The organism is Campylobacter sp. CN_NE2 (assembly GCF_027797465.1).
GTDB lineage: Bacteria > Campylobacterota > Campylobacteria > Campylobacterales > Campylobacteraceae > Campylobacter_B.
In genome coordinates, this window is record NZ_CP115608.1 from 993,041 (window position 1) to 1,015,337 (window position 22,297).

22 protein-coding genes are annotated in these 22,297 nt (G+C 35.9%); 2 read left to right on the forward strand and 20 right to left on the reverse strand.

Annotation, left to right across the window (positions count from 1 at the left end; genetic code table 11):
- Nucleotides 1–8 precede the first annotated feature (8 nt).
- Nucleotides 9–380 (forward strand): HIT family protein, encoded by a 372-nt coding sequence (locus tag PF028_RS04905; protein ID WP_270860239.1) that lies wholly within the window; start codon nt 9–11, stop codon nt 378–380.
- On the opposite strand, the gene PF028_RS04910 is transcribed toward PF028_RS04905, so the two are convergent.
- Nucleotides 377–1,600, reverse strand: a complete 1,224-nt coding sequence (locus PF028_RS04910; protein WP_270860240.1) for an MFS transporter — start codon at nt 1,598–1,600, stop codon at nt 377–379. The two genes, PF028_RS04905 and PF028_RS04910, sit on opposite strands and share 4 nt — an antisense overlap.
- A gap of 148 nt (nt 1,601–1,748) precedes the next feature.
- On the opposite strand from PF028_RS04910, the gene PF028_RS04915 reads away from it, so the two are divergent.
- Nucleotides 1,749–2,486, forward strand: a complete 738-nt coding sequence (locus PF028_RS04915) for a HugZ family heme oxygenase (RefSeq protein ID WP_270860241.1) — start codon at nt 1,749–1,751, stop codon at nt 2,484–2,486.
- Nucleotides 2,487–2,526: 40 nt separating this feature from the next.
- Here PF028_RS04915 and PF028_RS04920 read toward each other — a convergent pair whose 3' ends face one another.
- The 19 genes from PF028_RS04920 to lysA all read right to left on the reverse strand — a co-directional run bounded on the left by PF028_RS04920 (nt 2,527) and on the right by lysA (nt 22,293).
- Nucleotides 2,527–3,297, reverse strand: coding sequence for an energy transducer TonB family protein (locus PF028_RS04920; RefSeq protein ID WP_270860242.1), 771 nt, complete (start codon nt 3,295–3,297; stop codon nt 2,527–2,529).
- Nucleotides 3,290–3,694, reverse strand: a complete 405-nt coding sequence (locus PF028_RS04925) for a biopolymer transporter ExbD (protein WP_270860243.1) — start codon at nt 3,692–3,694, stop codon at nt 3,290–3,292. Before PF028_RS04925 ends, PF028_RS04920 begins: the two co-directional genes overlap by 8 nt.
- Nucleotides 3,687–4,340, reverse strand: a complete 654-nt coding sequence (locus PF028_RS04930; RefSeq protein ID WP_270860244.1) for a MotA/TolQ/ExbB proton channel family protein — start codon at nt 4,338–4,340, stop codon at nt 3,687–3,689. The genes PF028_RS04925 and PF028_RS04930 overlap by 8 nt, the downstream gene beginning before the upstream one ends.
- A gap of 15 nt (nt 4,341–4,355) precedes the next feature.
- The gene (locus tag PF028_RS04935; RefSeq protein ID WP_270860245.1) at nt 4,356–4,871 is read right to left on the reverse strand and encodes a flavodoxin family protein; all 516 of its coding nucleotides are present in this window, start codon (nt 4,869–4,871) and stop codon (nt 4,356–4,358) included.
- On the reverse strand, nt 4,868–6,253 hold the full coding sequence (locus tag PF028_RS04940; RefSeq protein ID WP_270860246.1) for a radical SAM protein: 1,386 nt from the start codon (nt 6,251–6,253) through the stop codon (nt 4,868–4,870). The genes PF028_RS04935 and PF028_RS04940 overlap by 4 nt, the downstream gene beginning before the upstream one ends.
- On the reverse strand, nt 6,250–7,041 hold the full coding sequence (locus PF028_RS04945; RefSeq protein WP_270860247.1) for an ABC transporter substrate-binding protein: 792 nt from the start codon (nt 7,039–7,041) through the stop codon (nt 6,250–6,252). Before PF028_RS04945 ends, PF028_RS04940 begins: the two co-directional genes overlap by 4 nt.
- Nucleotides 7,042–7,224: 183 nt before the next feature.
- Nucleotides 7,225–7,998: an ABC transporter ATP-binding protein gene (locus PF028_RS04950; protein WP_270860248.1), complete on the reverse strand. Its 774-nt coding sequence runs from the start codon at nt 7,996–7,998 to the stop codon at nt 7,225–7,227.
- Entirely contained in the window at nt 7,995–9,002 is a 1,008-nt protein-coding gene (locus PF028_RS04955) for a FecCD family ABC transporter permease (protein WP_443101094.1), read from the reverse strand. The genes PF028_RS04950 and PF028_RS04955 overlap by 4 nt, the downstream gene beginning before the upstream one ends.
- Nucleotides 8,962–11,016 (reverse strand): TonB-dependent receptor, encoded by a 2,055-nt coding sequence (locus PF028_RS04960; protein WP_270860249.1) that lies wholly within the window; start codon nt 11,014–11,016, stop codon nt 8,962–8,964. The genes PF028_RS04955 and PF028_RS04960 overlap by 41 nt, the downstream gene beginning before the upstream one ends.
- A 396-nt stretch (nt 11,017–11,412) precedes the next feature.
- Entirely contained in the window at nt 11,413–12,489 is a 1,077-nt protein-coding gene (gene serC, locus PF028_RS04965) for a phosphoserine transaminase (protein ID WP_270860250.1), read from the reverse strand.
- Between the two features lie 13 nt (nt 12,490–12,502).
- Nucleotides 12,503–13,666, reverse strand: coding sequence for an exodeoxyribonuclease VII large subunit (gene xseA / locus PF028_RS04970; protein WP_270860251.1), 1,164 nt, complete (start codon nt 13,664–13,666; stop codon nt 12,503–12,505).
- On the reverse strand, nt 13,667–14,377 hold the full coding sequence (gene ubiE, locus PF028_RS04975) for a bifunctional demethylmenaquinone methyltransferase/2-methoxy-6-polyprenyl-1,4-benzoquinol methylase UbiE (RefSeq protein ID WP_270860252.1): 711 nt from the start codon (nt 14,375–14,377) through the stop codon (nt 13,667–13,669). It lies immediately after the preceding gene.
- Nucleotides 14,377–15,768 (reverse strand): CYTH and CHAD domain-containing protein, encoded by a 1,392-nt coding sequence (locus PF028_RS04980; RefSeq protein WP_270860253.1) that lies wholly within the window; start codon nt 15,766–15,768, stop codon nt 14,377–14,379. Before PF028_RS04980 ends, ubiE begins: the two co-directional genes overlap by 1 nt.
- A gap of 57 nt (nt 15,769–15,825) precedes the next feature.
- On the reverse strand, nt 15,826–16,236 hold the full coding sequence (locus PF028_RS04985; RefSeq protein WP_270860254.1) for a Fur family transcriptional regulator: 411 nt from the start codon (nt 16,234–16,236) through the stop codon (nt 15,826–15,828).
- A 71-nt stretch (nt 16,237–16,307) separates the two neighbouring features.
- Entirely contained in the window at nt 16,308–18,149 is a 1,842-nt protein-coding gene (gene dxs, locus PF028_RS04990; RefSeq protein WP_270860255.1) for a 1-deoxy-D-xylulose-5-phosphate synthase, read from the reverse strand.
- Nucleotides 18,149–19,249, reverse strand: a complete 1,101-nt coding sequence (hisC, locus tag PF028_RS04995) for a histidinol-phosphate transaminase (protein ID WP_270860256.1) — start codon at nt 19,247–19,249, stop codon at nt 18,149–18,151. The genes dxs and hisC overlap by 1 nt, the downstream gene beginning before the upstream one ends.
- The gene (pheA, locus tag PF028_RS05000; RefSeq protein WP_270860257.1) at nt 19,246–20,325 is read right to left on the reverse strand and encodes a prephenate dehydratase; all 1,080 of its coding nucleotides are present in this window, start codon (nt 20,323–20,325) and stop codon (nt 19,246–19,248) included. Before pheA ends, hisC begins: the two co-directional genes overlap by 4 nt.
- Nucleotides 20,312–21,094, reverse strand: coding sequence for an HAD-IIA family hydrolase (locus tag PF028_RS05005; protein ID WP_270860258.1), 783 nt, complete (start codon nt 21,092–21,094; stop codon nt 20,312–20,314). Before PF028_RS05005 ends, pheA begins: the two co-directional genes overlap by 14 nt.
- On the reverse strand, nt 21,091–22,293 hold the full coding sequence (gene lysA, locus PF028_RS05010; RefSeq protein ID WP_270860259.1) for a diaminopimelate decarboxylase: 1,203 nt from the start codon (nt 22,291–22,293) through the stop codon (nt 21,091–21,093). Before lysA ends, PF028_RS05005 begins: the two co-directional genes overlap by 4 nt.
- Nucleotides 22,294–22,297: the final 4 nt, after the last annotated feature.

Genomic DNA, 22,297 nt, shown 5'->3' on the forward strand with positions numbered 1-22,297 from the left:
GAAAAATTATGATTTACGAAGATAATTTGATTTTTATCGAGCCTGAAACTGCCGAAATTCCATGGATAAAAATCTTTACAAAAACCGAATTCAAAGAGCTAAGTGATTGCGACGAAGCGACGCAAAAACGGCTTTTTGAAACGATTTTAGAGTGCGAAAAAACTATGCGAAGTTTTTATAATCCCGATAAAATCAATATCGCAAGTTTTGCAAACTATGTCCCAAGGGTGCATTTTCATATCCAAGCTCGTTTTAAAAACGATAGTTTTTTCCCTGAGAGCATGTGGGGCAAAAAACAGCGAAATGCAGATCTAAATTTGCCAAATTTTAACGAATTTTGCGAGATTTTAAATGCAAATTTGAAAAAGAAATTTGTTTAATTTAAGCGAGTTTTGATTTTTCTTCTTAATCTTTTTCGATTAAAAAGCACCAAAAGTAAAATTGCAGCCACAACGCCGCACATAATAAAACCAAATTTCGCACCGAATTTATCGGTAAAATACCCGGCAAACAAAGCACCAAACGGCGTGCTTCCTTGAAAAACAAGCGTGTAAATACTCATCACTCTGCCGCGAAATTCATTTGCCGTATTTAGCTGCAAGGTCGAGTTGATGTTTGAGGCTGTCAAAAGAAAGGCAAATCCGGTTAAAGCCAGAACAAAACAGGCATAATAAAAGTTGCTAACAAGCCCGATACAGCTTAGCAAAAGGACTGAAACAACAGATAAAATTCTTATATATTTTATCTCAAATTTGCCAAAACTAGCCACGAAAAACGCCCCTACAAACGCACCCACACCCGAACACGCCATCATATAACCAAATGTCTTTTCGCCGCCTTGCAAAACAAATTTGACAAAGGCAGAAACCGTGATATTGTAATTTGGCACAAAAGTGGCGATAATAAGCAAAATCAGCAAAACTTCGCTTAAAATTTGTTTGTGTAAAACATAAATGAAGCCTTCTTTAATCGATTTAAAAATGTGCAAAGGCTCCGAATTTTGCGTCTTTTGCTCGGTTTTTAACTTGATAAAATAAAGCGAGATTAAAATCGCAAAAAAACTAACGCCGTTAAATAAAAAACAATACCCAACGCCAAAAACAGCCATTATAATCCCAGCCAAAGATGGTCCTAAAATTCGCGCGGTATTAAAAGATACCGAATTTAGCGCAATCGCATTTGGCAAATTTTCTCTATCGTCAATGAGATCATAAACCATCGACTGGCGACTTGGCGCGTCAATGCTGTTAAAAACGCCGTTGATAAAAGAAAAAATGAGAATTCGCTCAAACGAACAAGAATCGGTAAAAACCATAAATGCAAAAATAAAAGCGATTATCATCATACCGATTTGTGCGAACGCCAAAACCGCTTTTTTGTTAAATCTATCCAAAATCGCACCGCTAAAAAGTGTAAAAAGCAAAGCCGGTGCAAACTGCAAGGTCGCTACAAGGCTAACTTTAAATGGGTCATTTGTGATAATCAGCGTCAGCCACGGAAGCGCGATGACCTGCATCCACGAGCCGATTAAGGATAAATTCATTCCGACCCAATAAATTCTGAAATTGCGATATTTTAGCGACAAAAATGGATTTTTCATAAGGTAATTATACTTAAATTTTGCAAAGCGAATTGTTAAATTCGTTCAAATTTTAAGCTAAATTTGCAAATTTTATTTTAATTAAGATTTATTTTGTATTAAATCTTTTTTGATAATATTACGCAAAATTTTATTCAAGGAATTTACAATGGAAAAACGAGCAATAGACCACATGAACGCAGATCGTCACGATATTTTAGTAAAATTTTGCAAACATTTTAGCGAATTTAAAAATCCACAAAATGTCAAGCTTATAGCAATAAATCAAAACGGCATGGAAATTTCTTGCGATAAAGGCGTAGTAAAAGTGCCATTTTTACGCCCTGCAAACACACAAGGCGAAGGTTACCGCTTTGCGATAATGGAAGTTTTAAAAAGTCTAAATTTAGGCGATGAATTTGAAAAAATAAGCTCGGAAATGGTTGAATTTATCGATAGCTTTCAAAGCGTTATCATTTCTAGCGACCTTGGCGAACACTGCACCGCTTCGTATGCGCCGTTTGTGCGGGTTGGAGATAAAATTTTTGTTTTGCTTTCTGAGATTGCAGAGCATTTTAAATCGATAAAAAATGCGCCAAATAAGGTGCAAATTCTTTTCTTGCAAAATGAAAATGAAGCCAAAACGATTTTTGCAAGGCGTAGAGTTAGTTTTAACGCTAGTGCCGAATTTACCCCAAAAAACGATGAAATTCTAGCTAAATTCGAAGAAAAATTTAAAAACGAAAGCGCATTTGAAATGATTAAAAAAATGAGCGATTTTCATATTGTCAAATTCGCTCTTGGCAAAGGTCGCCTTGTAAATGGCTTTGGCGCTGCGTTCGATACAGACGCCCTAAAAGTCATCTCTCGCGTCGGCGGAAAAATGCCACACAAAATGGAAAAATAATTTAGGGCAAAACGCCCTAAATTTATTTAAAAACTATTTTTTAACGATCTTTTAAATTATAATTAATCGGCATATTAAATGTCATTTGCGAATTCATACCGATTATTTCGCTAGGCGGTGCAGGTATCGGGGAAGCCTTTTTAAAAAGTTCAAGTCCTGCTTCATCCAAATCGGCAAATTCGCTACTTTTTTTGATACTTGCACTCAAAACATTTCCGTTTTTATCGATACTTACGCTTATCGTAACAATGCCTTCTTTTCTCATTCTACGCGCTTTTTGTGGATATTTTTTGAATTTATTTATATGTCTTTTTATTAGCCCTTGCCAACTAGCTTTTAGAGCTTTTGCTTCATTTCCTTGCACTTGGGTTTTAAATTCGCCAACATTTTGGCTAGAAACAGGCGCACTAGCCGTGCTTTGAACTTTTTGCTCGGATTTTTCTTTCGCTATTTTTGCCGGTTTTTTCACGGGTTTTGGCTTTTTTATGGGTTTTGGCTTTTCTTCTACAATCTCTTCTTTTTTTATCTCCACAGGACTTTGAATATCTTCTTGTGCTAAAATTTTTTCTTCTATAATCTCTTTTGGCGTCTCTTCAACGACTTGCTCTATGCTTTCTTCGGAGATGGTTTTTAGCTCACCCACAGGCACATTTGCCACAAAATTTACACTTGCAAATTCGCCGATTTGCGCGTTAATGCCGTCTAAAAAATTCTCATTTGGCTTTTTATTTATCAAAAAAAAGGCAAAAACACTGCTGTGAAACAAAAACGACAACACCAGAGAAAATGACCAAATTTTTGTATTATTCATTTTTAATCTCCATTGAAAGTGCGATTTTATTGTATCCGCTTTGCTTGACCGATTGCACGATTTGCATTAATCTTTCGTAATTTGTGCTTTTATCCATTTGCAAAAAAATCGTTTTTTCTTTATCATTTTGCGATAATTCGTCCAAATTTTCGCCGATTTGCTCCAAATTTACAACCTTTTGCGAAATGATAATCTCATCGTCTTGGTTTAGATATAAAATTATCGGTTTGTCTTCTATGTCTTGTTTTGAATTTGTTGCTTTTGGAAGTTCAACCTTAACAGAGCTTGTCATAAGCGGCGTAACAACCATAAAAATGACAAGCAAAACAAGCATAACATCGATAAACGGCGTTACATTTATATCGCTAAGCTCTACTTCATTTTCTACCTTAATCATTTTTTGCCCTTGAAATATCCCTACTAGCGGTGATTAAAAGTAGCGTTGCTATTTCACCCACTTTGACACTCAAATTTGCATTTTTTTTGATGATGTAGTTATAAAAAAGCACCGCAGGAATCGCAGCTGCTAAGCCGATGGCAGTAGCAAAAAGTGCTTCTGCGATTCCGGGAGCTACGACGGCTAAACTAGCGCTATTTTGCGAAGCAATGCCGATAAAACTATCCATAACGCCCCAAACCGTGCCAAAAAGCCCTATAAAAGGGGCTGATGAACCGATACTAGCTAAAACTCCGCTTCCAAATTTAGACTCAGATACAAATAACGCCGTTTTTATCTCCAAACGATTTTTGATCCGTTCTTTTATATCCAAATCCAAATTCGGCATAGACATATCGATTTCGCTTTTTATCTCTTTGACAAAAGCTTCGCCAAGGCTGTTTTTTTCAAAATTTGCATTTGATAAGCTTTTTAGGTTTTTTGCCGTTTGCCTTTGTTTTTTTATGCTTTTTGCAAGTCTTTCATAGCCAATAACCTTAGCAACAAAAACGCACCATGAAATAATCGAAAAAAGCGTTAAAATATAAATAACGATTTTAACGACTATATGAGCATTTTGATAAAGCGATAAAAATGAAATTTCCATTTTAAATTCCTAAATTTATAAATTTTTTATCTTTTCAAATGCCTTTTTTGCGTTGGCTAAATCGGCTTCATCAGGGTGAGAAGCCGCATTTGCCCACCTTGCTTCGCGCTCGGGAGTTATGGGGTGGGGCGAATTTCCTTTTTCTGCCATTTTTCTCATCATCTCAATTAGTTTTGGATCAATCGCACCTTGACACGCAAAATCACAAAGGACTTCGCAACCGTTTTCCATAAGCTCGTCTTCTACTTTTTGCAAAGATTTTTTAGCGTGTTCGCTCTTGGGTTCTGCCCCCAAAGTCATAAAAACGCCGATTTTTTTGTTTTTGATATTTTCTTTGTAAAATTTAGTAAATTTTGTATCTGCTCCGCCTTTATCGACAAAAAAACCAATGCCGATAAAATCAAATTCGTCCAAATTTCCCTTAAATTCGCTAAAACTCACACTCTCGCAACCGATTTCTTCTGCGATTGCGTTTGCAACTTTTGCCGTGTTTCCCGTAAGTGATGAATAAATAATAATTTTTTTACTCATTTTATAAACTCCTTTTTAATGATATTTGCGCAATTTACTGCGATATTGTTTCCCCAAAAAACTCCGTTTAAATTTAGTCTAAATTTGCCGCAAAAAAGCTCTGCCAAACCTAAATTTTCGCATTTTTTTAAAAATTCAAAAAGCTCGTTGCAGGTTTGTTCGCTCAAATTTTTAAATTCGCTCAAATCTAGGCAATCATATTGAAAAAGATTACAAAGTTTCTCAAATTCAGCCTGTTTTGGCGAAATTTTGCTTATCATTTTTCGCCCTGCCATACCAAACATACCAAAACCAGCTATCTTACCACCTGCGCCATTTCCCAAAGGCAAAATATCCGTGCCTTTGTGCGTATGGCGAATATATTCGTAAGTATCGCGATTTTTTCTAGCAAGTTTTGTAAGCTCCAAAAGCTCAAATTCCCCACTTTCAAGCAGAGTTTTTGCAAATTCGTTATGCAAATTTAAATCGGTTTGCAAATCATACTCAAATTCTTTGCCGTCTTTTGAAAGCTTTGCGCCGTCAAAATACATAAGCGAGTAAAAGCTCGTGCTATCGATATTTAAACCCAAAATTTGCTTTGCATCAAATTTAACATCGTCTAAGCTTTGATTTGGATAGTTGTAGATTATATCGGTGCAAAGAAGTCCGTCAAAATTCTCACGCAAATTTGCTAGTTTTTTAATCGCTCCTTTGCCGTTATAAACGCGGTTTAAAAACTTTCGTCCGTGATCGCTAAAAGTTTGAATCCCTATGCTAAAACGATTTACGCCGATATTTTGTAAAAATTTTATTTTCTCTACGCTTAGATTATGCAAAGTGCTTTCTAAACTGATTTCGCAGGTTTCATCGACGCTAAATTTCTCAAAAATCGCAGCGAAAATTCGCTCAAAATGGTTTTCTTTTAGCGTTGTCGGTGTGCCACCGCCAAAATAAATACTTTTGATTTTTTTACTTTTTAGATACTCCGTCTTGCCGAATTTAGCGATTTCGCCGAGTAAAAATTCAGTGTAACTATCAAGTTCGTCAGCTAACTTCGTGCGATTCATCGAACAAAACGAGCAGATATTGTCACAAAATGGTATATGAAAATAAATCACGCAATCTTCGCTGCCACTTGGCGAATTTAACGCTTTAAATAGCTCATTTTCGTCTGCTAGCACAGGCGGAAAAATTCGCTCATTATGGTGCGTTTTTATGCGCTCTTTAAACGGATTTTCATTATCCATGTTTATCTCTTTGCCGCCACTATGCGAAGACATTTTTTGTAGTTTTTCTAGCATGGCTTTTGGCAAATTTTCTAAATCCATACCGCTTTTTTCAAGTTTTTCACGAATATCTTGTGGTAAATTTGCCAAATTTAAGCCGTTTTTTTCGCCGTTCATTTTGTAAGCTCTCCATAAATTTGCTCTATTAAAATGCTAATTCTAGGGCTTCCGCGCAGTATCGTGCTAGGAACGACTATAAATTTACCGTTTTTTACGGCTTTGCTTTGAGATAAAATGGGATTATTTTTTAAAAAGCTATCCAAGTCCGAATTTAAGCCAACCATAATGATAAAATCGGGATTTTGCGAAAGTATAAATTCGCTCGAAATTATCGGCGTAGAGCCTTGAAGTGAGCTTGCAAGATTTTTCATACCAAATTTAGCGATAATATCACCGGGCAAGGTCGTATCAGTAAAAGCCATCATCGGATTTGCCGAAAAAAAGGCAATCGCACTTTTATCTTTTAAAGCTGTTTTATTTTCAAAGATTTTTTCCATACCCGCACAAAGCTCGTCTGCTTTTTGACTTTTATCTGTGATTTCGCCGAGCTTTTTTGTATTTTGGCAAATTTGATTTAGACTGTCGGCTTTTAGCTCCATTGAGGGAAAATTTAGATTTTTCAAATCATTTCCTGCATTTGCCGAGTGAAAACTAGTGATGATTAAATCGGGATTGAGTTCAACGATTTTTTCCAAATTTGGCTTTATGTAAGTTCCTACGCTTGGCAAATTTGCCGTTTTTTCTTCTGGGTAAATTTTTGACATCGTTGTGCTTGAAATGGCTGAAATTTGGCTTTCTGCTTCAAGCATATATAAAATTTCCACTGCCGCAGGATCAAGCACGACTAAATTTTTTGCCCCTAAAACACAGGCAAGAAAAACTGAAACTAGGATATTTTTTTTCATTTTTACTCCTTTTTAATTTCGCAGACTGGCAAAGCCGGTCTTTACGAGCGGGAGCTACGCTCCCTGCACCTGAGCAAAGCAATCATAGCCGTGCCAAAAGCGCACGGCTATGGCTTTGCGAACTAATATCATACTACTAAAAGTTACTTGTTTACTATCGCAAACATTTTTACAATGTTTCCTTCAATCCTTTGATAAAACGATAAATGGATCGTTTTTGTGATATAAAATTTCGCACTCTAAATCGTAAATTTCACGCAAAATTTCTTTTGTGTAAAGCTCTTTTGGACTACCTTGATAGCGAATTTTGCCACTTCGTAGCATAAAAACTTTATCGCAAAAAAGTGCCGCTAAATTTAAATCATGAATAACCATAACACTTAATAAATTTAGCTCCTTAGTTAGTTTTTTGCAAATTTTCATAATGTTTAATGCATAATTTAAATCAAGTGCGCTCGTTGGCTCATCTAAAAGCAAAATTTGCGGATCGCTAACTAACGCTCTTGCGATCAAAACTCGCCCAAATTCACCACCGCTTAGCTCATAAGCATTTCGCTTTGCAAATTTAGAAATATCTAAAAGCTCCATAACTTCGCTAACTTTTTCGTAATCTTGCTTTTCATAACCACTAAATTCGCTTTTTAAATGACAAAATCTCCCCATAAGCAAAATTTCTTCCACACTAAGTGGCACACTTAATGCTGTTTTTTGCGGAACAAAGCCCAAAATTTTGGCTAACTCTTTTAGGCTATACTCTTTTAAATTTTTCTGTACTACTTCGATATAACCGCTTTTTAAATCCAAAATTCGCATTATGTTTTTTAAAAGCGTTGATTTACCGCAGCCATTTGGTCCTAGAATTCCCACAAATTCGCCTTTTTTTAGCTCCAAATTTACGCCATCAAGTGTTAAATTTGCGCCGTATCCAAATTTCAAATCCTTAACGCAAACGCTCATCTTATACCCCTAACAGATTTTAACGCTAAAAATAGAAAAAACGGCGCACCAAAAAATGCAGTTACAACGCCGATTGGCACTTCGATTGGGCTTAAAATATTTTTTGCAATCAAATCGCAAAATATCAAAAATATCCCGCCGGCAACGGCAGATGTCGGGATTAAAATAGCGTTGCTCGAAGTTTTCAGTAGCATTCTTAAAGTGTGCGGTATGATTAAGCCAACAAAGCTTATCATACCTGTAAATGCGACCGAAAATCCGATAAGTAAAGATGAAGCGATGAGTAAATTTTTCTTGCTCTTTTCTACATTTACGCCAAGACTTTTGGCTTCTTCATCGCCGCTTAAAATGATATTTAGTTCATGCCTTTTTGTGTAAAAATATATCATAACGACCATTAAAGGCGGCAGCAAAATCAAAATTTTGCTCCACGAAGCTGAGCCTATGTATCCCATTAACCATGCCGTGATTTTAAAGCTATCTTCGCCGATGAGATATGTCGCAAATGCCGTAAATGAACCAAGAAAAGCTGAAATTGCCATACCGATAATCAAAAGCGTTGCGATACTTCGGTTTTTTTTAGCAAGTTTAAAAATAACTAACGACAAACCTGCCGCACAAAAAAATGCAAAAATTCCGTAAAAAATATCTGGCATTTTAAGCAAATACGCTATCACCGCTCCAAAAGTAGCCGCCGAAGCGATACCGATGATATAAGGATCTGCAACAGGATTTAAAAACACGCTTTGCACAACCACGCCGGAAGTCGCTAGTAGCATACCAACGATTAAGCCCATTACTAGGCGCGGAAGCCGCATTTGAAATAAAATTACCTTTTTCATCTCATCGATTTGGTTACCGCTAATACAGGCGAGAATATCGCTAAAAGTTATATTAGCCGTTCCTATCATCAAAGATAGGAACGCTAAAATCACAAACAAAAAAGCCGAAATAAAGCTAAATTTAGAAATCGTATTTAAATTCGGCATAGTAATTTCGCTCATTGGCAGGATAATAACTATCTTGCTTTACGCTTTGTGCTTCGTAGTATTTTTTATTGAAAAGATTTTTTACACCAGCACCTACGCTAAATCCGTTTGCAAATTTGTAGTTAAATCCTGCATCTACAATCGTTTTTGCAGGAATTCTTTCATAATAACTATCAAATTTTTTCGAATAATACTTCACATCGCTCCAAAATTTCAAATTTTTAATCGGCTCATAACTTGCTCCAAGAACGAATTTATGTTTAGAGACAAACGGAACTTCTTTTCCTGCGTTATTGCCTTCTTTGATTTTACTATCGACAAAAGAGTAGCTCTCGCTTATGCTAAATTTATCAAACAGTTTTTGACTTGCAAAAAGCTCAGCCCCGTAACGGCGAGTTTTATCAAGGTTGTAGTATCGCCAACCATCGCCATGACCGCCAAGCATCACTTCTATGATCTCATCTTTTGAATCTGTGTAAAATAGAGTCGCACTCACAAATGAGCCAAAAATTTCATCTTTTAAGCCGATTTCATAGGTTTTATAAACTTCACTATCAATCCCGTTAAAACTATACTCTTTTGTGGTTGGATTTTTATCGGTTAGTTGATTTGGCGATGGCGAAACATAGCCCCTTTCGAATTTCGCATAGATATTTCCGCTAGATGAATAGTTGAAATTTGGCGTGATTTCAAGTGCGTAGTTGTTTTGGTTTGATTTTTGGGTATGGATTGCATTTGTTTTGGTATTCATCGCAGGAATTGGTATAGTAGCGCTCATCTCTTGGGCTGTGTTTCTAGTTATATCAAATTTAGCCCTTTCAAATCTCGCTCCAAAATTTAGATCAAATTTATCGCCAAATTCTTGTTTTTCCATAAAATAAAAGGCATGTGTTGTTTTATCTAGCCCCAAAACCGTGTCAATATGATGAGACATTTGCATTCTACCCATATCGATTTTGTAAAATGTGTGAGATTCTCTGTCGCCTTTATTTAAAATATAATCATACCCTAAGACTAACTCCCCGCTATCATAATCAAATTTTGTCTTTATATTTAGTCCGTATTTTGTGTCGCCAAACAATCCGTTAGTTTCATAGGCTAAATATGGACTTCCGTAGGCTTTGGCATAATCGCTATTATTTTTAATCTTTACTCTTTGATAATACGGCAAAACATTTAGCGTAAAGTTATCGCCGATTTTAGCCTTGTAATCAAATGTCAAATCAACTCTTTTCATATCTTCATCGCCCGTAAAACCTGGATACGGATTTGCACGGCGATCTTGTAAAACTTGTGCCAATGTTAGCCCTTCAAACGGCGAATTTATTTTGCCTTTGTAAAAACTTGGCATAAAAAATAGGCTTTGATTTTCGCTGATTTGCCAATCCATCGTGCCGTTTAGAAAATATCCTTTTTCGTGAAAATCACGCGTATAGCCATCCGTATCAAAGACTTTGGCTCCAAATTTCAAAAACAAATTTTCACTTGCATTTCCGCCGACATTTGTCGTAAAATCTTTATAATCATAACTGCCCCATTTTGTGCCGATATTTGCGTAAAAATCTCGCGGGGTTCTTTTTGTGATGATATTTACAACGCCGCCTCTCGTGCCGCTTCCATAAAGAACGGCTCCGCCGCCCGGCATAGCTTCTATGCGCTCGACATCTTCGATTGCTATCATTTCATAAGGCACGATTCCGTGAGCCGAATCAATCATATTCATAGGAACGCCGTTTATAAGCACCTTTACGGCAGTATTTGCACGAGCACCTTGACCACGCATATCGATTTTATTTCCGATACCGCCTGTGTTGATAAATTCAACACTAGGAATTTTCTCTAATGCCTCTTTTATGCTTCTATATCCGCGTTCTTGGATTTCATTTTCGCCCAAAACATAGACATTTCGCACCTCATCGCTTAGTTTTCCTTCAAATCCGGTTGCCGTTACGACAATCTCATCAAATTCAACTGAATTTGCCAAAGCTAAACTAGCCGACACACTAAAAAAAATAACTTTTTTTAGCATAAATTCTCCTTTATTAAATAATAATTATAATCAAATATAAAATTTAAAATAACTATATATAATGATTTAAAATTTAAAATTGCAAAAATTTATCAAATTTAATCTTAATTAATAATTAAAATCAATAAATTTATTTATCTTGATAAAATAAAAATTATTTTCAAAAAGAATTGTAAATTTAAGCGTAATTTTTTTGCTAGTTTTGTGCTAAATTTATACAAATTTAGCCAGACATTTAAGTTTTGTAAATTTTTAAAATTAGATTATATTTAAATTGTGAAGTTTGTAAATTTATAGGCGTAGTAATTAAAAAATTCACGCTTTTAAGCAAAGCACACTTGGTTTGTGTGTGCAAAGCCTATAAAGCGCGAATTTAAGCCCATTTAGTATAGTAATCTACCCATTTTTCTTCGCAAATTCTCTCATAAATTCGCAAAGAGTTTGGACATTATCTAGCGTTATAGCATTATAAATCGAAGCACGAATTCCGCCTAAAACGCGGTGCCCTTTAAGTCCTATCATGCCGTTAGCTTCTGCCATTTTGACAAAAAGCGGTTCAAGTTCAGGGTTTGCGATATTAAAAACCACATTCATAAGACTTCTGCTATCTTTTTTTACATGACCTTTGTAAAAATCGCTAAGCTCGTCAATCGTGCCGTATAAAAGCTCGGCTTTTGCTACATTTCGTTTGTGAATTTCGCCTAACCCGCCTAAATTTTCAATCCAAGAAAGCATTAAATTTAGCATATAAATGCCAAAAGTATTTGGCGTGTTGCTCATAGAATCGGCTTCAACCTGCGTTTTATATCGCAAAATCAAAGGCGTTTTTGTATTTTCCACGCGATCAAGCAAATCTTTGCGAATCACCACAAGCGTTACGCCTGCCGGGCCGCCGTTTTTTTGAATTCCGCCGTAAAAAAGTCCAACGCTACTTAAATCCACAGGGCGAGAAAAAAGATCGCTCGAACTATCGACGACTAGCGGGCATTTGCATTTTGGAAGCTCACTATACTGCGTTCCGTAAATCGTATTATTTGAGCAAATATAGCCGTAATCGGCATCGTCGCTAAATTTAACCACAGGGATATGATCAAATTTACTCTCTTTGCTACTTGCTACGACCTTGTAATTTATCCCCAAGATTTGGGCTTCTTTAATCGCTTTATTTGTCCAGTTGCCCGTATTTGCGTATTCTGCGACACCGCCGTTGCATAAATTCATCGGCACTTGCGCAAACTGCAAACTAGCGCCCCCTTGCAAAAAAAGCACGGCATAATCATCGCTAAATCCGTAAAGTGATTTTACTCTATCCATAGCTTGGTGCAAGACCTCTTCAAAAACTTTCGTTCTATGCGAAATTTCCATAATCGAATATCCGCGTCCTTGATAGTTCAAAAACTCGTCTTGTGCCTGTTTTAGGACACTTAGCGGTATCGTGCTAGGACCTGCGCTAAAATTTATAACTCTTTGCATTTTTTCTCCTTTTTTATTCTATCGTTGCTTGTTTTTGCGTATTTTGCGATGATAAAATGACTTTATCGCCGCTTTTTAAATCGCTTAAATTTGTAAGTTTTCCGTCTTTAAAAACCGCAACCAAATCTTTTGTAATCTCAAAAAATTTCGCTCTCCCGGCTAAAATTTCATCTTTTAGTCTGATTTCAGCTTTTAAATTTGTAAATTTCAAATTTATGGCGTTATCAAATTTAAGCTTTAAAGCATTTAAATTTAAAAGCGAACGCTTGATTTTTTCGCCTACGGCTTTGCTTTTTAACTCCAAATTTAGCGTATTTATTAAATTTTTTGATTTTACAATTTTATCGTTTATAAAATCGTTAAAATATCTATCTAAGCTATCTAAATTTTGCATTAGCTCATTTCCGTCAGGCAGTAAATCAACCATCGCAGCCGTCGGTGTGGGGCTTCTGTGATCGGCAACAAAATCGCTAATGCTAAAATCGATCTCATGTCCGATTGCTGAAATCACGGGCGTTTTTGCCGCAAAAATCGCACGAGCCAAGTTTTCATCATTAAAACACCATAAATCTTCCTTGCTACCACCGCCTCTGGCTATAACAATTGCATCATAATCCTTACTATCAGCGATTTTTAGGGCATTTATAATGCTAAATGGCGCATTTTCACCCTGCATTAGTGCGCCGTAGGCGTGAATTTGACAAAAAGCCCTTTTATCAAATGCGATTTTTTTCATATCTGCGTATGCTGCCGAAGTTAGGCTTGTGATTAAAGCGATTTTTTTAGGAAATTTTGGTAGCGGTTTTTTTTGTGTTAGCTCAAATAGCCCTTCGTTAGCTAGTTTTTCTTTAAGCCTTGCAAAGGCGATTTCAAGTTCGCCGTCCCCTTGAAGCACCAAATTTGAAGCGATGATTTGATAACTTCCGCTTGGCGTATAAAGGCTAACTTTGCCCGTGATAACCACCTTGTCGCCGGTTTTTGGAAGAAATTTAAGTCTTGAATTTGCAAACTTAAACATAGCGCAATCAACCGCGCTTTTTTCATCTTTTATCGTAAAATACCAATGCCCGCTGGTTGCGTTTTTGGTAAATTTTGAGATCTCTCCGACAACTTCTACGAACGAAAAAGATGTCTCTAAAAGCGTTTTTGCCTGTTCGTTTAGTTCGCTAACGGTCATTTAACGCACCTTTTTTGCGACAAAAAGCGTAGTAACATCAAAGCTAAAACCTTTTGAAATCTCCACTTCAAAACCGTTGTTTTCGAGCTTTTGTTTAAATTCAGCTGTATCTAAAAAATTTCCTATCGAATTTGGCAAATACTCGTAAGCTTCCTTGTTTTTTGAAACAAAACCGCCAAGACTAGGCAAAATTTTATTCACATAAAAATCTCTTGCTCTAAAAACTAGGCTTTTTTTGCTACTTTTTGTAAATTCCAAAACGACTAAATAACCGCCTATTTTAAGCACTCTGTTAAATTCAACCAAAGCCTTATCAAGCTCGACAACATTTCGTATGCCATAACTTATGCTTAAAATATCAGCGCTCTCGCTTGAAAGCGTCGTTTCAGTCGCACTTGCTGTGATAAATTTAAAATCTTTAAACTTTTCCTTTGCCACTTCAAGCATTCCTGTGCTTGGATCAATGCCGATAATTTCATCGATTTTAACGCTAAAATCATCTGCCAAATTCGCCCAAGTCCCCATCATATCGCCTGTGCCACAAGCGACATCGACGATTTTTATGTTTTGATTTTTAAATTTTTTTAGCACCGCCCTGACCGCTTTTTTTCGCCACGAAACATCAACCCCAAAACTAATAACCCTGTTTGCTTTGTCGTAAGTAGGGGCTATTTCGTTAAACATTTCTACGATTTTTTCTTGCTTTTCCACTAAATTTCCTTATAAATTTTTAAAAATTTAATATTTTTGTTTAAAATTGTAATAAATTTTGCCTTATTCTCCAAAATATTTTGTTTTATTTTTACACTATGCCCTAAAATCAGTCTTTCAAAACTGCATAAAAATGCAGAAATTTCATTTTGGTTTTTCAGCGAATTTTGATAAATTTGTATAAATTTTAGCCATAAATCAATATCTTGCAAATTTCCAAAAATCTCTTGCGAACGCTTTGATATTTTTGAAAGTTCGTTTAGAGATTTTTGATTAAAAGTTGAAGTAAAATATTCAAGTGCGTATCTTAAATGTTTTATTTTTATTCTTATGGCGTGAAAGTCCGAATTCTGCGAATTTTCATTTAGATTTTTTAGTGCAGTTTTTAATTTTTTTATATCGTTTAAAAGCAAAATTGCAATGAATTTTTTCGCCCTTTTTTCATACTCTTTGACGCCAAAACGACGATTTTCATCGCTCAAAAATGCTTCAAGGGTTTTTAAAAACAGCTCGAAATTCTCGCTTTTAAAGAAATTTTCTAACCTAGCACTAGCCTTTTCTTCGCTAGTTTTTAGCGTTTGAAGTAACAAATTTGGCGTATTTAAAAAAGATAATTTTTTATGAAAAATCTCCAAATCTCTTTTTTCGTTTGTTTTGTTTGCGATGATTTTTAAAATTTTTAAAATTTCATTGCAAAAATTGGGCTCAAAAAGCTCTCTGCTTTGTTTTAAAATGGCTCTAAATTTTCTAAGAGAAATCCTAAATTTATGCAAACTCTCGCCACCATTGTCATTTAAAAACTCATTTTTAAAGTTTTTAATATCATCAAAAATCAATCGTAAAATTAAAATAATAGCTTCAAAACTATCCAAATATGCAGGAATTTTAAAGGTTAAATTTTTATTTTTGCGTAAAATTTGCCATGCTTTTTTCGTGTCAAATTCGCCAAACGGAGTTCCAAAAAGAGCTAAATTTAACTCATCAAATTCACTTAAATTTGAAATTTCACTAAATTTCATATCGCTAAAAAACGAATTTGTATCAAATTCTTTCGCTAAATTTTCATTTTCAAAAAGCACTTTTGCTATGCAAACTCCGCTAAGTTCGCCTTTGTAAATTCTAAATTCAGCATTTTGAGATTTAAATGCGTCATATTTTAAGCTTGGAATAATTTTATCTTTTTGTGCGATTTTAAATTCATCTTTTGAGATCGTAAAAATTTGCAAATTCTCTTTTTTATGTGATAAAAAACAGCCGTTAGAACTTTTGATATAGCAAATTTGTGGATTTAATGAGATATAAAATTTTTGTGTTTTATCTTTTTGGAATTTTGTAGTATCGTGAGCTAAAAATTCAGTCTTGCTAAACAAAAATTTACGCTCTATTTGCATACTCCACTCCAAAAAATAAGGTGGAGTATCCTACCAAAATAGAGCTTAAATTTCAAACTATCTGCAACACTCGCAGTCGCTAACGGTCGCAACTACATTGAATTTTTTGATAATGTTTCTTGCTTTTCTTTCGAATTCTTCTTTTGCTTTGATTAAAGTATCATCATCCATACCCAAATCTTCGATACTTCCGCATTTTTCGCAAACTACATGAATATGCGGTTTTTCATAAATATCAAATCTGCTTTTTTGATTTGGCGCATTTACTTCGACCACAACGCCTTCATCAAGTAAAGTGTTAAGGTTTTTATAAACCGTTGCAAGCGAGATAGACGGATAATCTTTTTTAATATCTTCATAAAGTTTTTCGATGCTTGGGTGTTCGTGATGAGCCAAAACCTTTAAAATGCAAAGTCTTTGCGGAGTAGCTTTTAAACCGCAATTTTTCAGCAAATCAATGTGATCCATTAAATTTTCCTTAAATTTATAATTTTCGTAAGAATAATAGCAAAAATAAGTTTAAACTTGTCTTATATTAATTAAGATTTTTTATTATTTAATATAAAATTTGTGATAGTATTGTAATCAAGTCCTAAATTCGCTTCAACTTCGCTAGTATTGCCGTGTTGAATAAATTTATCGCTATATTCAAAACTATAAATTTTTATATCATAAATTTTATTATCTTGTAAAAATCCGCTGAGCATTTCAGCGATACCGCCCTTTTTCGCACTATCACTAAAAACATACCAAATTTTATCTTTTTTGGCTAAATTTAGTAAAAATTCGCTATCTAATGGCTTAGCAAAAACCAAATCCACAACATCGCAAGAAATTTTATTTTCTAAATTTAAAGCCACTTTGCAGGCCTTACCCACAGCGTTGCCATAACCAATAAGAGCGACATTTGCGTTTTTATTCTCTTGCAAAAAACAGGCTTTTGTAAAATCCAAAATCTCTAAATTCGCAAATTTATCTTTAAATTCGTCCAAAATAAAGCTTCCCCGCGGATAGCGAAGTGCCAAAACGCCCTTATGTGCGTAAGAATACTCCATTAAAGCATGAAAACTTCGCTCGTCCCTTGGAGCGCACATCGAGATATTTGGTATCGCATTTAAAAAGCTTATATCAAATGCGCCTTGATGCGTCTCGCCGTCTTCGCCGACGATTCCTGCTCTATCCATTGCTAAAACTGCATCTAAATTCATAATAGCTAAATCATGGATCACTTGATCATAAGCTCTTTGCATAAATGTCGAATAAATGGTAATGTAAGGCTTAAAGCCTTCCTTTGCCATCGCCGCCATTGAAGCAACTGCGTGTTGCTCTGCGATTGCTGCGTCCCAAAAACGATCAGGAAAAGCTTCCATAAGCTTATCAATGCCTGTTCCATTTGGCATAGCAGCCGTTACACCTACGACATTTTCGTGTTTTTTAGCTAAATTTAACAAAGCTTCGCTATAAATATCAGTCGCTTTTTTTAGGCTTTCGCCTTTTTTAAATTCGCCGCTTTGCAGATCAAAAGGTCCCACGCCGTGCCACGATACTTCGTAACCTTCGGCTTTTTCATACCCTTTGCCTTTTATGGTTTGAGCATGAATCACCACAGGTTTTTTCATCGCTTTTGCCGCTTCAAGAGCGTTTATAATCTCAACCAAATTATGCCCGTCGATTGGGCCAATGTATTCAAGACCTAGCTCTTCAAAAAACATTCCGGGCATAATTAGACGCAAAGAATTTTCAAATTTTTTAGCCATATAGGTTGCGCCTTTTGGCGCGTGAGATAAAATTTGCGTAACTTTGCCTTTGAATTTTTGATACATTTCCCCTGCCATAGCCTGACTTAGATATTTACTTAAAGCCCCGATTGGCTTAGAAATGCTCATTTTATTATCATTTAAAAGGATTATACAAGGAAGTCTTAAATCGCCTAGCTCGTTCATAGCTTCATACGCGATCCCGCCACTCATCGAACCATCGCCGATAAATGCGATAGGAATTCGATCTTCGTTTTTAAGTTTTATGGCTTTTGCTGCTCCAAGAGCTAGTGAAATCGAAGTCGAGCTATGCCCTGCGATAAAATAGTCAAATTCGCTCTCGCTTGGCTTTGTATAACCGCTGATACCGCCAAATTTACGCAAACTCTCAAAACTATCCCAGCGATCCGATAAAAGTTTATGAGCGTAGCTTTGATGACTAACATCAAAGATAAATGGATCATTTTTAGCATCAAAAACGAAGTGCATAGCCACGATTAGCTCGACTGCGCCGATATTTGAGCTTAGATGACCGCCGTTAGTGCTAACGACTTCTAAAATGCGAGAGCGAATTTTTTCGCAAAGCTCGATTAGCTCATCTAGCGAATAGTTTTTAATATCCATTACAAATACTTTTCAAGCGTTTTAAGTAACTTATCGTTTTGTTTTGGCAGCCCTATGGTAATGCGAATTGCGTTTAAGCCATAGCCTTTTAGATTTCGCACGATTATGCCTTTTTTAAGTAACGCATTTGAAATAGCCGTGCTATCAAACATCTCATCAAAAACGAAAGTGATAAAATTCGTATATGAATTTATGAAATTTATGCCGTTTTCGTCGGCAAATTTTTCATATTTTTTCATCTCTTTGAAATTGTTTTTTAAAGTCTCTTTTACAAATTTTTCATCTTTAAGCGCAGCTAATGCCGCAACTAGGCTGATAGTTGTTACATTAAACGGCGGACGAAGTTTATAAAGAGCATTTATGATATTTTCATCTGCTACGCCATATCCTATACGCATGCCCCCTAAACCATAAAGTTTAGAAAAAGTGCCAAGATAAAGAACATTTTTGAAATTTTTAACGATAAATTCAGGTCTAATCTCTTTATTTTTATCTTTATATGTCGCAAATTCGTTATAAGCGCCGTCGATGACAACTAGCACATTTTCGTCGATTTTGCGAATAAATTCATAAACTTCTTTTGCGTCCAAACACTCGCCTAACGGATTGTTTGGCAAACAAAGAAAAATCACGCCGATTTCATCTTTGTGTGCGTTATAAATTTCTAAAAATTCAGCCAAATCGTGCATTTGCGATTTTGTGCGATAAACTTTGCTTTCGCAGTGAGCCGCGTAAATTCCATACATCGCAAATGTAACTCCTGCCGTTAAAATGGCAGTTTTCGCACTCGTTTTTGCATGAAGTGCAAATTCGATTATCTGGTCGCTTCCTGAACCGATGATGATATTTTTTTCGCCAACATTATAAAATTTAGCTAACGCCCCTTTTAGCTCAAACATAGAATCATCAGGGTATAAATGCGCATTTCGTGCATTTTTTTCAATCGCCTTTTGAACTTTTTTGCTAGTTCCCATTGGATTTTCATTGCTTGCTAGTTTGATAACATCATCTTTGTCGATGCCAAATTCACGCACGACTAGCTCAATCGGCTTTCCTGCTTCGTAATTACTTAAATTTTCTACAAATTCGTTAAATTTCATTGTATCTCTCCGTTTATATAACTTCCTAACCACGATATTTCGTGACCCCTTTTGTGCGCATCTTCTAGCACACGCTTAACCTTTTCATCATCGATATGACCTTCAAAATCTATGTAAAACCCGTATCTAAAATTTTTGGCTTTTTCCGGTCTGCTTTCAAGTTTAGTCAAATTTATACCTTCGTTTCTAAACATTTGAAGAAGTTCGACTAGACCACCCGGTCTATCGTCAGTTTTAGCCAAAATGCTTGTTTTATCGTGTTCGCTTTTTTGATTTTTAAAATCACTTAACACAAAAAATCTAGTTCGATTTGCCGAATTATCTTCGATTTTTTCAAAAACAATCGGAAGATCATATAAATTCGCCGCTATTTTTGAGCAAATCGCCGCCGAATTTGGCGTTTGAGAAGCTGTTTTAGCTGCTAATGCCGTTGATTTTGTAGGGATAAATTCAGCCCCTATTAGATTGTGATCGTCTAAAAATTTGCGACATTGATTATAGCCTTGCGGGTGCGAAAAAATCGTCTTAATCTCGCCAATATCGGTGCAGTTACTAGCAAATGAGTGATGAATATCCATATAAATTTCAGCCACAATCTTCACGCTATCGTATTTTCGCAAACAATCAAGCGTAACGCCAACTGCGCCTTCTGTGTTGTTTTCTATCGGCACGACGCCGTATTTAGCACCGCCGTTTATAAGCTCTTTAAAAACTGCTTCTATGTTTGAAAGTGGCAGATACGAGCTAACCGCGCCAAAACGACTTTGCGCTGCTTGATGAGTATGCGTTCCAAAAGGTCCTAAAAATGCGACAACTTGCGGTTTTTCCAAATTTCTTGAAACCGAAAAAATCTCAAAAAATATCGCTTCGATCGCACTTTTGCTTAAATTTTTTGTTTTTGCGCTTCCTAGCCTAGAAATTATCGCCCTTTCGCGTTCAGGTCTGTAAATCGCCGTTCCTGTTGAGTTTTTTAACTCGCCGATTTTTTTGACAAAATCCATTCTTTTATCAAGAAGTTCCAAAATTTGCATATCGACTTCATCTATGCAATTTCTCAAATCATCAATATTTTGCACTTATCGCTCCTAAAAACTCATCTACACTTTTAAAAACAAAATCCAAAATTTTAGGCTCAACGCCGGAATTTTCCACCTTTTCAACTTTTCCGCTAAGCACCAAAGCCGTTTTCATACCAAGCGCTTTTGCGCCTTTTAAATCGCCAAGCGCGTCATCGCTAATGATAGTTATATCGCTAAATTTAAGCCCGTTTTTTTGTAAATTTAATAGTCTTAACGCCTCTTCATAAAATGCCAAACTTGGCTTTCCAACTGCCTTAAATTCGCAGTTTGTGGCTGTTTTTATCATATTTGCGACCGCACCCACGCCCGGATAGAGCCGTCCGTTTTTTTTGTAAATGCTAGTTTCATGTAGCGGGATAAATTTCGCTCCACCCAAAACAAGCTCAATCATATTTGCAAATTCGCTAAATTTAAAATCGTCCCAGCTTGCCACAAGGACTGCATTTTTTGATTTTAAATTTTGCGTAAAACCCAAATTTTGCATAGTTTGTTTAAATTCGTCCGCCCCAAAAAGTGCCGCATCGCATGGAGCTATAAAGCGATTTAAAACGCAAAATGGATCAAGGTAAGAGCCGTCCTTTATATCTAGCCCCTTACCCCTTAAATTCGCTAAAAAATCATCGCTTTTTGCCTTTGTGTTATTTGTGATAACCACATAGGGCAAATTTTTCTCGTTCAAAAAATTTATTAGCTCTTTTGCCCCTTTTATCGGACTTTTGTCGCTATCGCTAAGCAAAGTTCCTTGAACATCGATCAAAAAGCTCACAAATATTCCTTTTCAAGTGCGATTAAATCTTCAAAACTCTCTCGTTTGCGAATAAGTCTAGCTTTGCCACCCTGCACGGCGACTTCTGCGGCTCTGCCACGAGAATTGTAATTACTCGACATAGTAAAGCCATACGCCCCTGCACTTTTTACGCAAAGCAAATCGCCACTATTTAAATTTGGTAGCTCCACGCCCTTTGCCAAAAAATCTCCGCTTTCACAAATAGGACCAACTATATCGCAAGGCGAATTTTGCGAACTAGCCGAATTTACAACAGAAATTTCGTGGTAAGCGCCATATAAGCTTGGCCTTATTAAATCGTTCATCGCACCATCGACCACGACAAAGCGTTTTTCGTTATTTTTCTTTTCATATAAAACTTTTGTTAGGAAAATTCCGGCATTTCCTACCAAAAATCGCCCCGGTTCGCATACGATTGTTACATCTAGACCACTAAGATTAGCTAAAATTCCTTGTGCGTAATCGTATAAATTTATCTCTTCTTCGCTTTGGTATTTTATGCCTATTCCTCCACCAATGTCAAAGAATTTAATCTCTATTTTTAGTGCCAAAAGCTCTCGCAAAAGTTTGCTTACAATGCCGCTAGCTTCGATAATAGGGGCAATATCGGTTAGTTGCGAACCTATGTGAAAGTGAATTCCAACAGGGTTTAAAAATTCGCTATTTTTTGCATAAATATACATTTTTTTTGCTTCATCAATGCTAACGCCAAATTTATTTTCATTTAGACCTGTTGAGATATACGGGTGCGTTTTGGCATCAACATTTGGATTTACACGGATTGAAATTCTAGCTTCTTTGCCAAGCTCTTTTGCCACGCTTTCAAGGCGAAGCATTTCAGCATAGCTTTCTAAATTTATCATCAAAATATCGTTTTCTAAGGCTTCTTTTAACTCAAAATCTTGTTTGCCAACCCCTGAAAATACGATTTTATAAGAATTTGCTCCTGCTGCTAGGGCGCGTTTTACTTCGCCGATACTAACGCAGTCAAATCCGCTTCCTAAATTTGCTAAATGCTTTAAAACGCTTAAATTTGAATTTGCTTTTACGGCAAAACAAACGAGCGATTTTCTTGCGTTAAATGAATTTTTTAGAGCTAAATAGTTTTTTTCTATCGCGTCAAAATCATAAACATAAAGCGGTGTGCCAAATTTAGTGGCTATTTCATTATAATTCATAAAA

Bases quoted from the DNA above. Each gene is read 5' to 3' on its own strand.
- PF028_RS04945 (WP_270860247.1), bottom strand. From the start codon at position 7,041: ATGAAAAAAAATATCCTAGTTTCAGTTTTTCTTGCCTGTGTTTTAGGG.
- xseA (WP_270860251.1), bottom strand. From the start codon at position 13,666: ATGACCGTTAGCGAACTAAACGAACAGGCAAAAACGCTTTTAGAGACA.
- dxs (WP_270860255.1), bottom strand. From the start codon at position 18,149: ATGGATATTAAAAACTATTCGCTAGATGAGCTAATCGAGCTTTGCGAA.
- PF028_RS04915 (WP_270860241.1), top strand. From the start codon at position 1,749: ATGGAAAAACGAGCAATAGACCACATGAACGCAGATCGTCACGATATT.
- PF028_RS04935 (WP_270860245.1), bottom strand. From the start codon at position 4,871: ATGAGTAAAAAAATTATTATTTATTCATCACTTACGGGAAACACGGCA.
- lysA (WP_270860259.1), bottom strand. From the start codon at position 22,293: ATGAATTATAATGAAATAGCCACTAAATTTGGCACACCGCTTTATGTT.
- PF028_RS04920 (WP_270860242.1), bottom strand. From the start codon at position 3,297: ATGAATAATACAAAAATTTGGTCATTTTCTCTGGTGTTGTCGTTTTTG.
- PF028_RS04955 (WP_443101094.1), bottom strand. From the start codon at position 9,002: ATGAGCGAAATTACTATGCCGAATTTAAATACGATTTCTAAATTTAGC.
- PF028_RS04980 (WP_270860253.1), bottom strand. From the start codon at position 15,768: ATGCAAATAGAGCGTAAATTTTTGTTTAGCAAGACTGAATTTTTAGCT.
- PF028_RS04950 (WP_270860248.1), bottom strand. From the start codon at position 7,998: ATGAGCGTTTGCGTTAAGGATTTGAAATTTGGATACGGCGCAAATTTA.
- PF028_RS04930 (WP_270860244.1), bottom strand. From the start codon at position 4,340: ATGGAAATTTCATTTTTATCGCTTTATCAAAATGCTCATATAGTCGTT.
- PF028_RS04905 (WP_270860239.1), top strand. From the start codon at position 9: ATGATTTACGAAGATAATTTGATTTTTATCGAGCCTGAAACTGCCGAA.
- PF028_RS04925 (WP_270860243.1), bottom strand. From the start codon at position 3,694: ATGATTAAGGTAGAAAATGAAGTAGAGCTTAGCGATATAAATGTAACG.
- PF028_RS04910 (WP_270860240.1), bottom strand. From the start codon at position 1,600: ATGAAAAATCCATTTTTGTCGCTAAAATATCGCAATTTCAGAATTTAT.
- serC (WP_270860250.1), bottom strand. From the start codon at position 12,489: ATGCAAAGAGTTATAAATTTTAGCGCAGGTCCTAGCACGATACCGCTA.
- hisC (WP_270860256.1), bottom strand. From the start codon at position 19,249: ATGAAATTTAACGAATTTGTAGAAAATTTAAGTAATTACGAAGCAGGA.
- PF028_RS04985 (WP_270860254.1), bottom strand. From the start codon at position 16,236: ATGGATCACATTGATTTGCTGAAAAATTGCGGTTTAAAAGCTACTCCG.
- PF028_RS04940 (WP_270860246.1), bottom strand. From the start codon at position 6,253: ATGAACGGCGAAAAAAACGGCTTAAATTTGGCAAATTTACCACAAGAT.
- PF028_RS04960 (WP_270860249.1), bottom strand. From the start codon at position 11,016: ATGCTAAAAAAAGTTATTTTTTTTAGTGTGTCGGCTAGTTTAGCTTTG.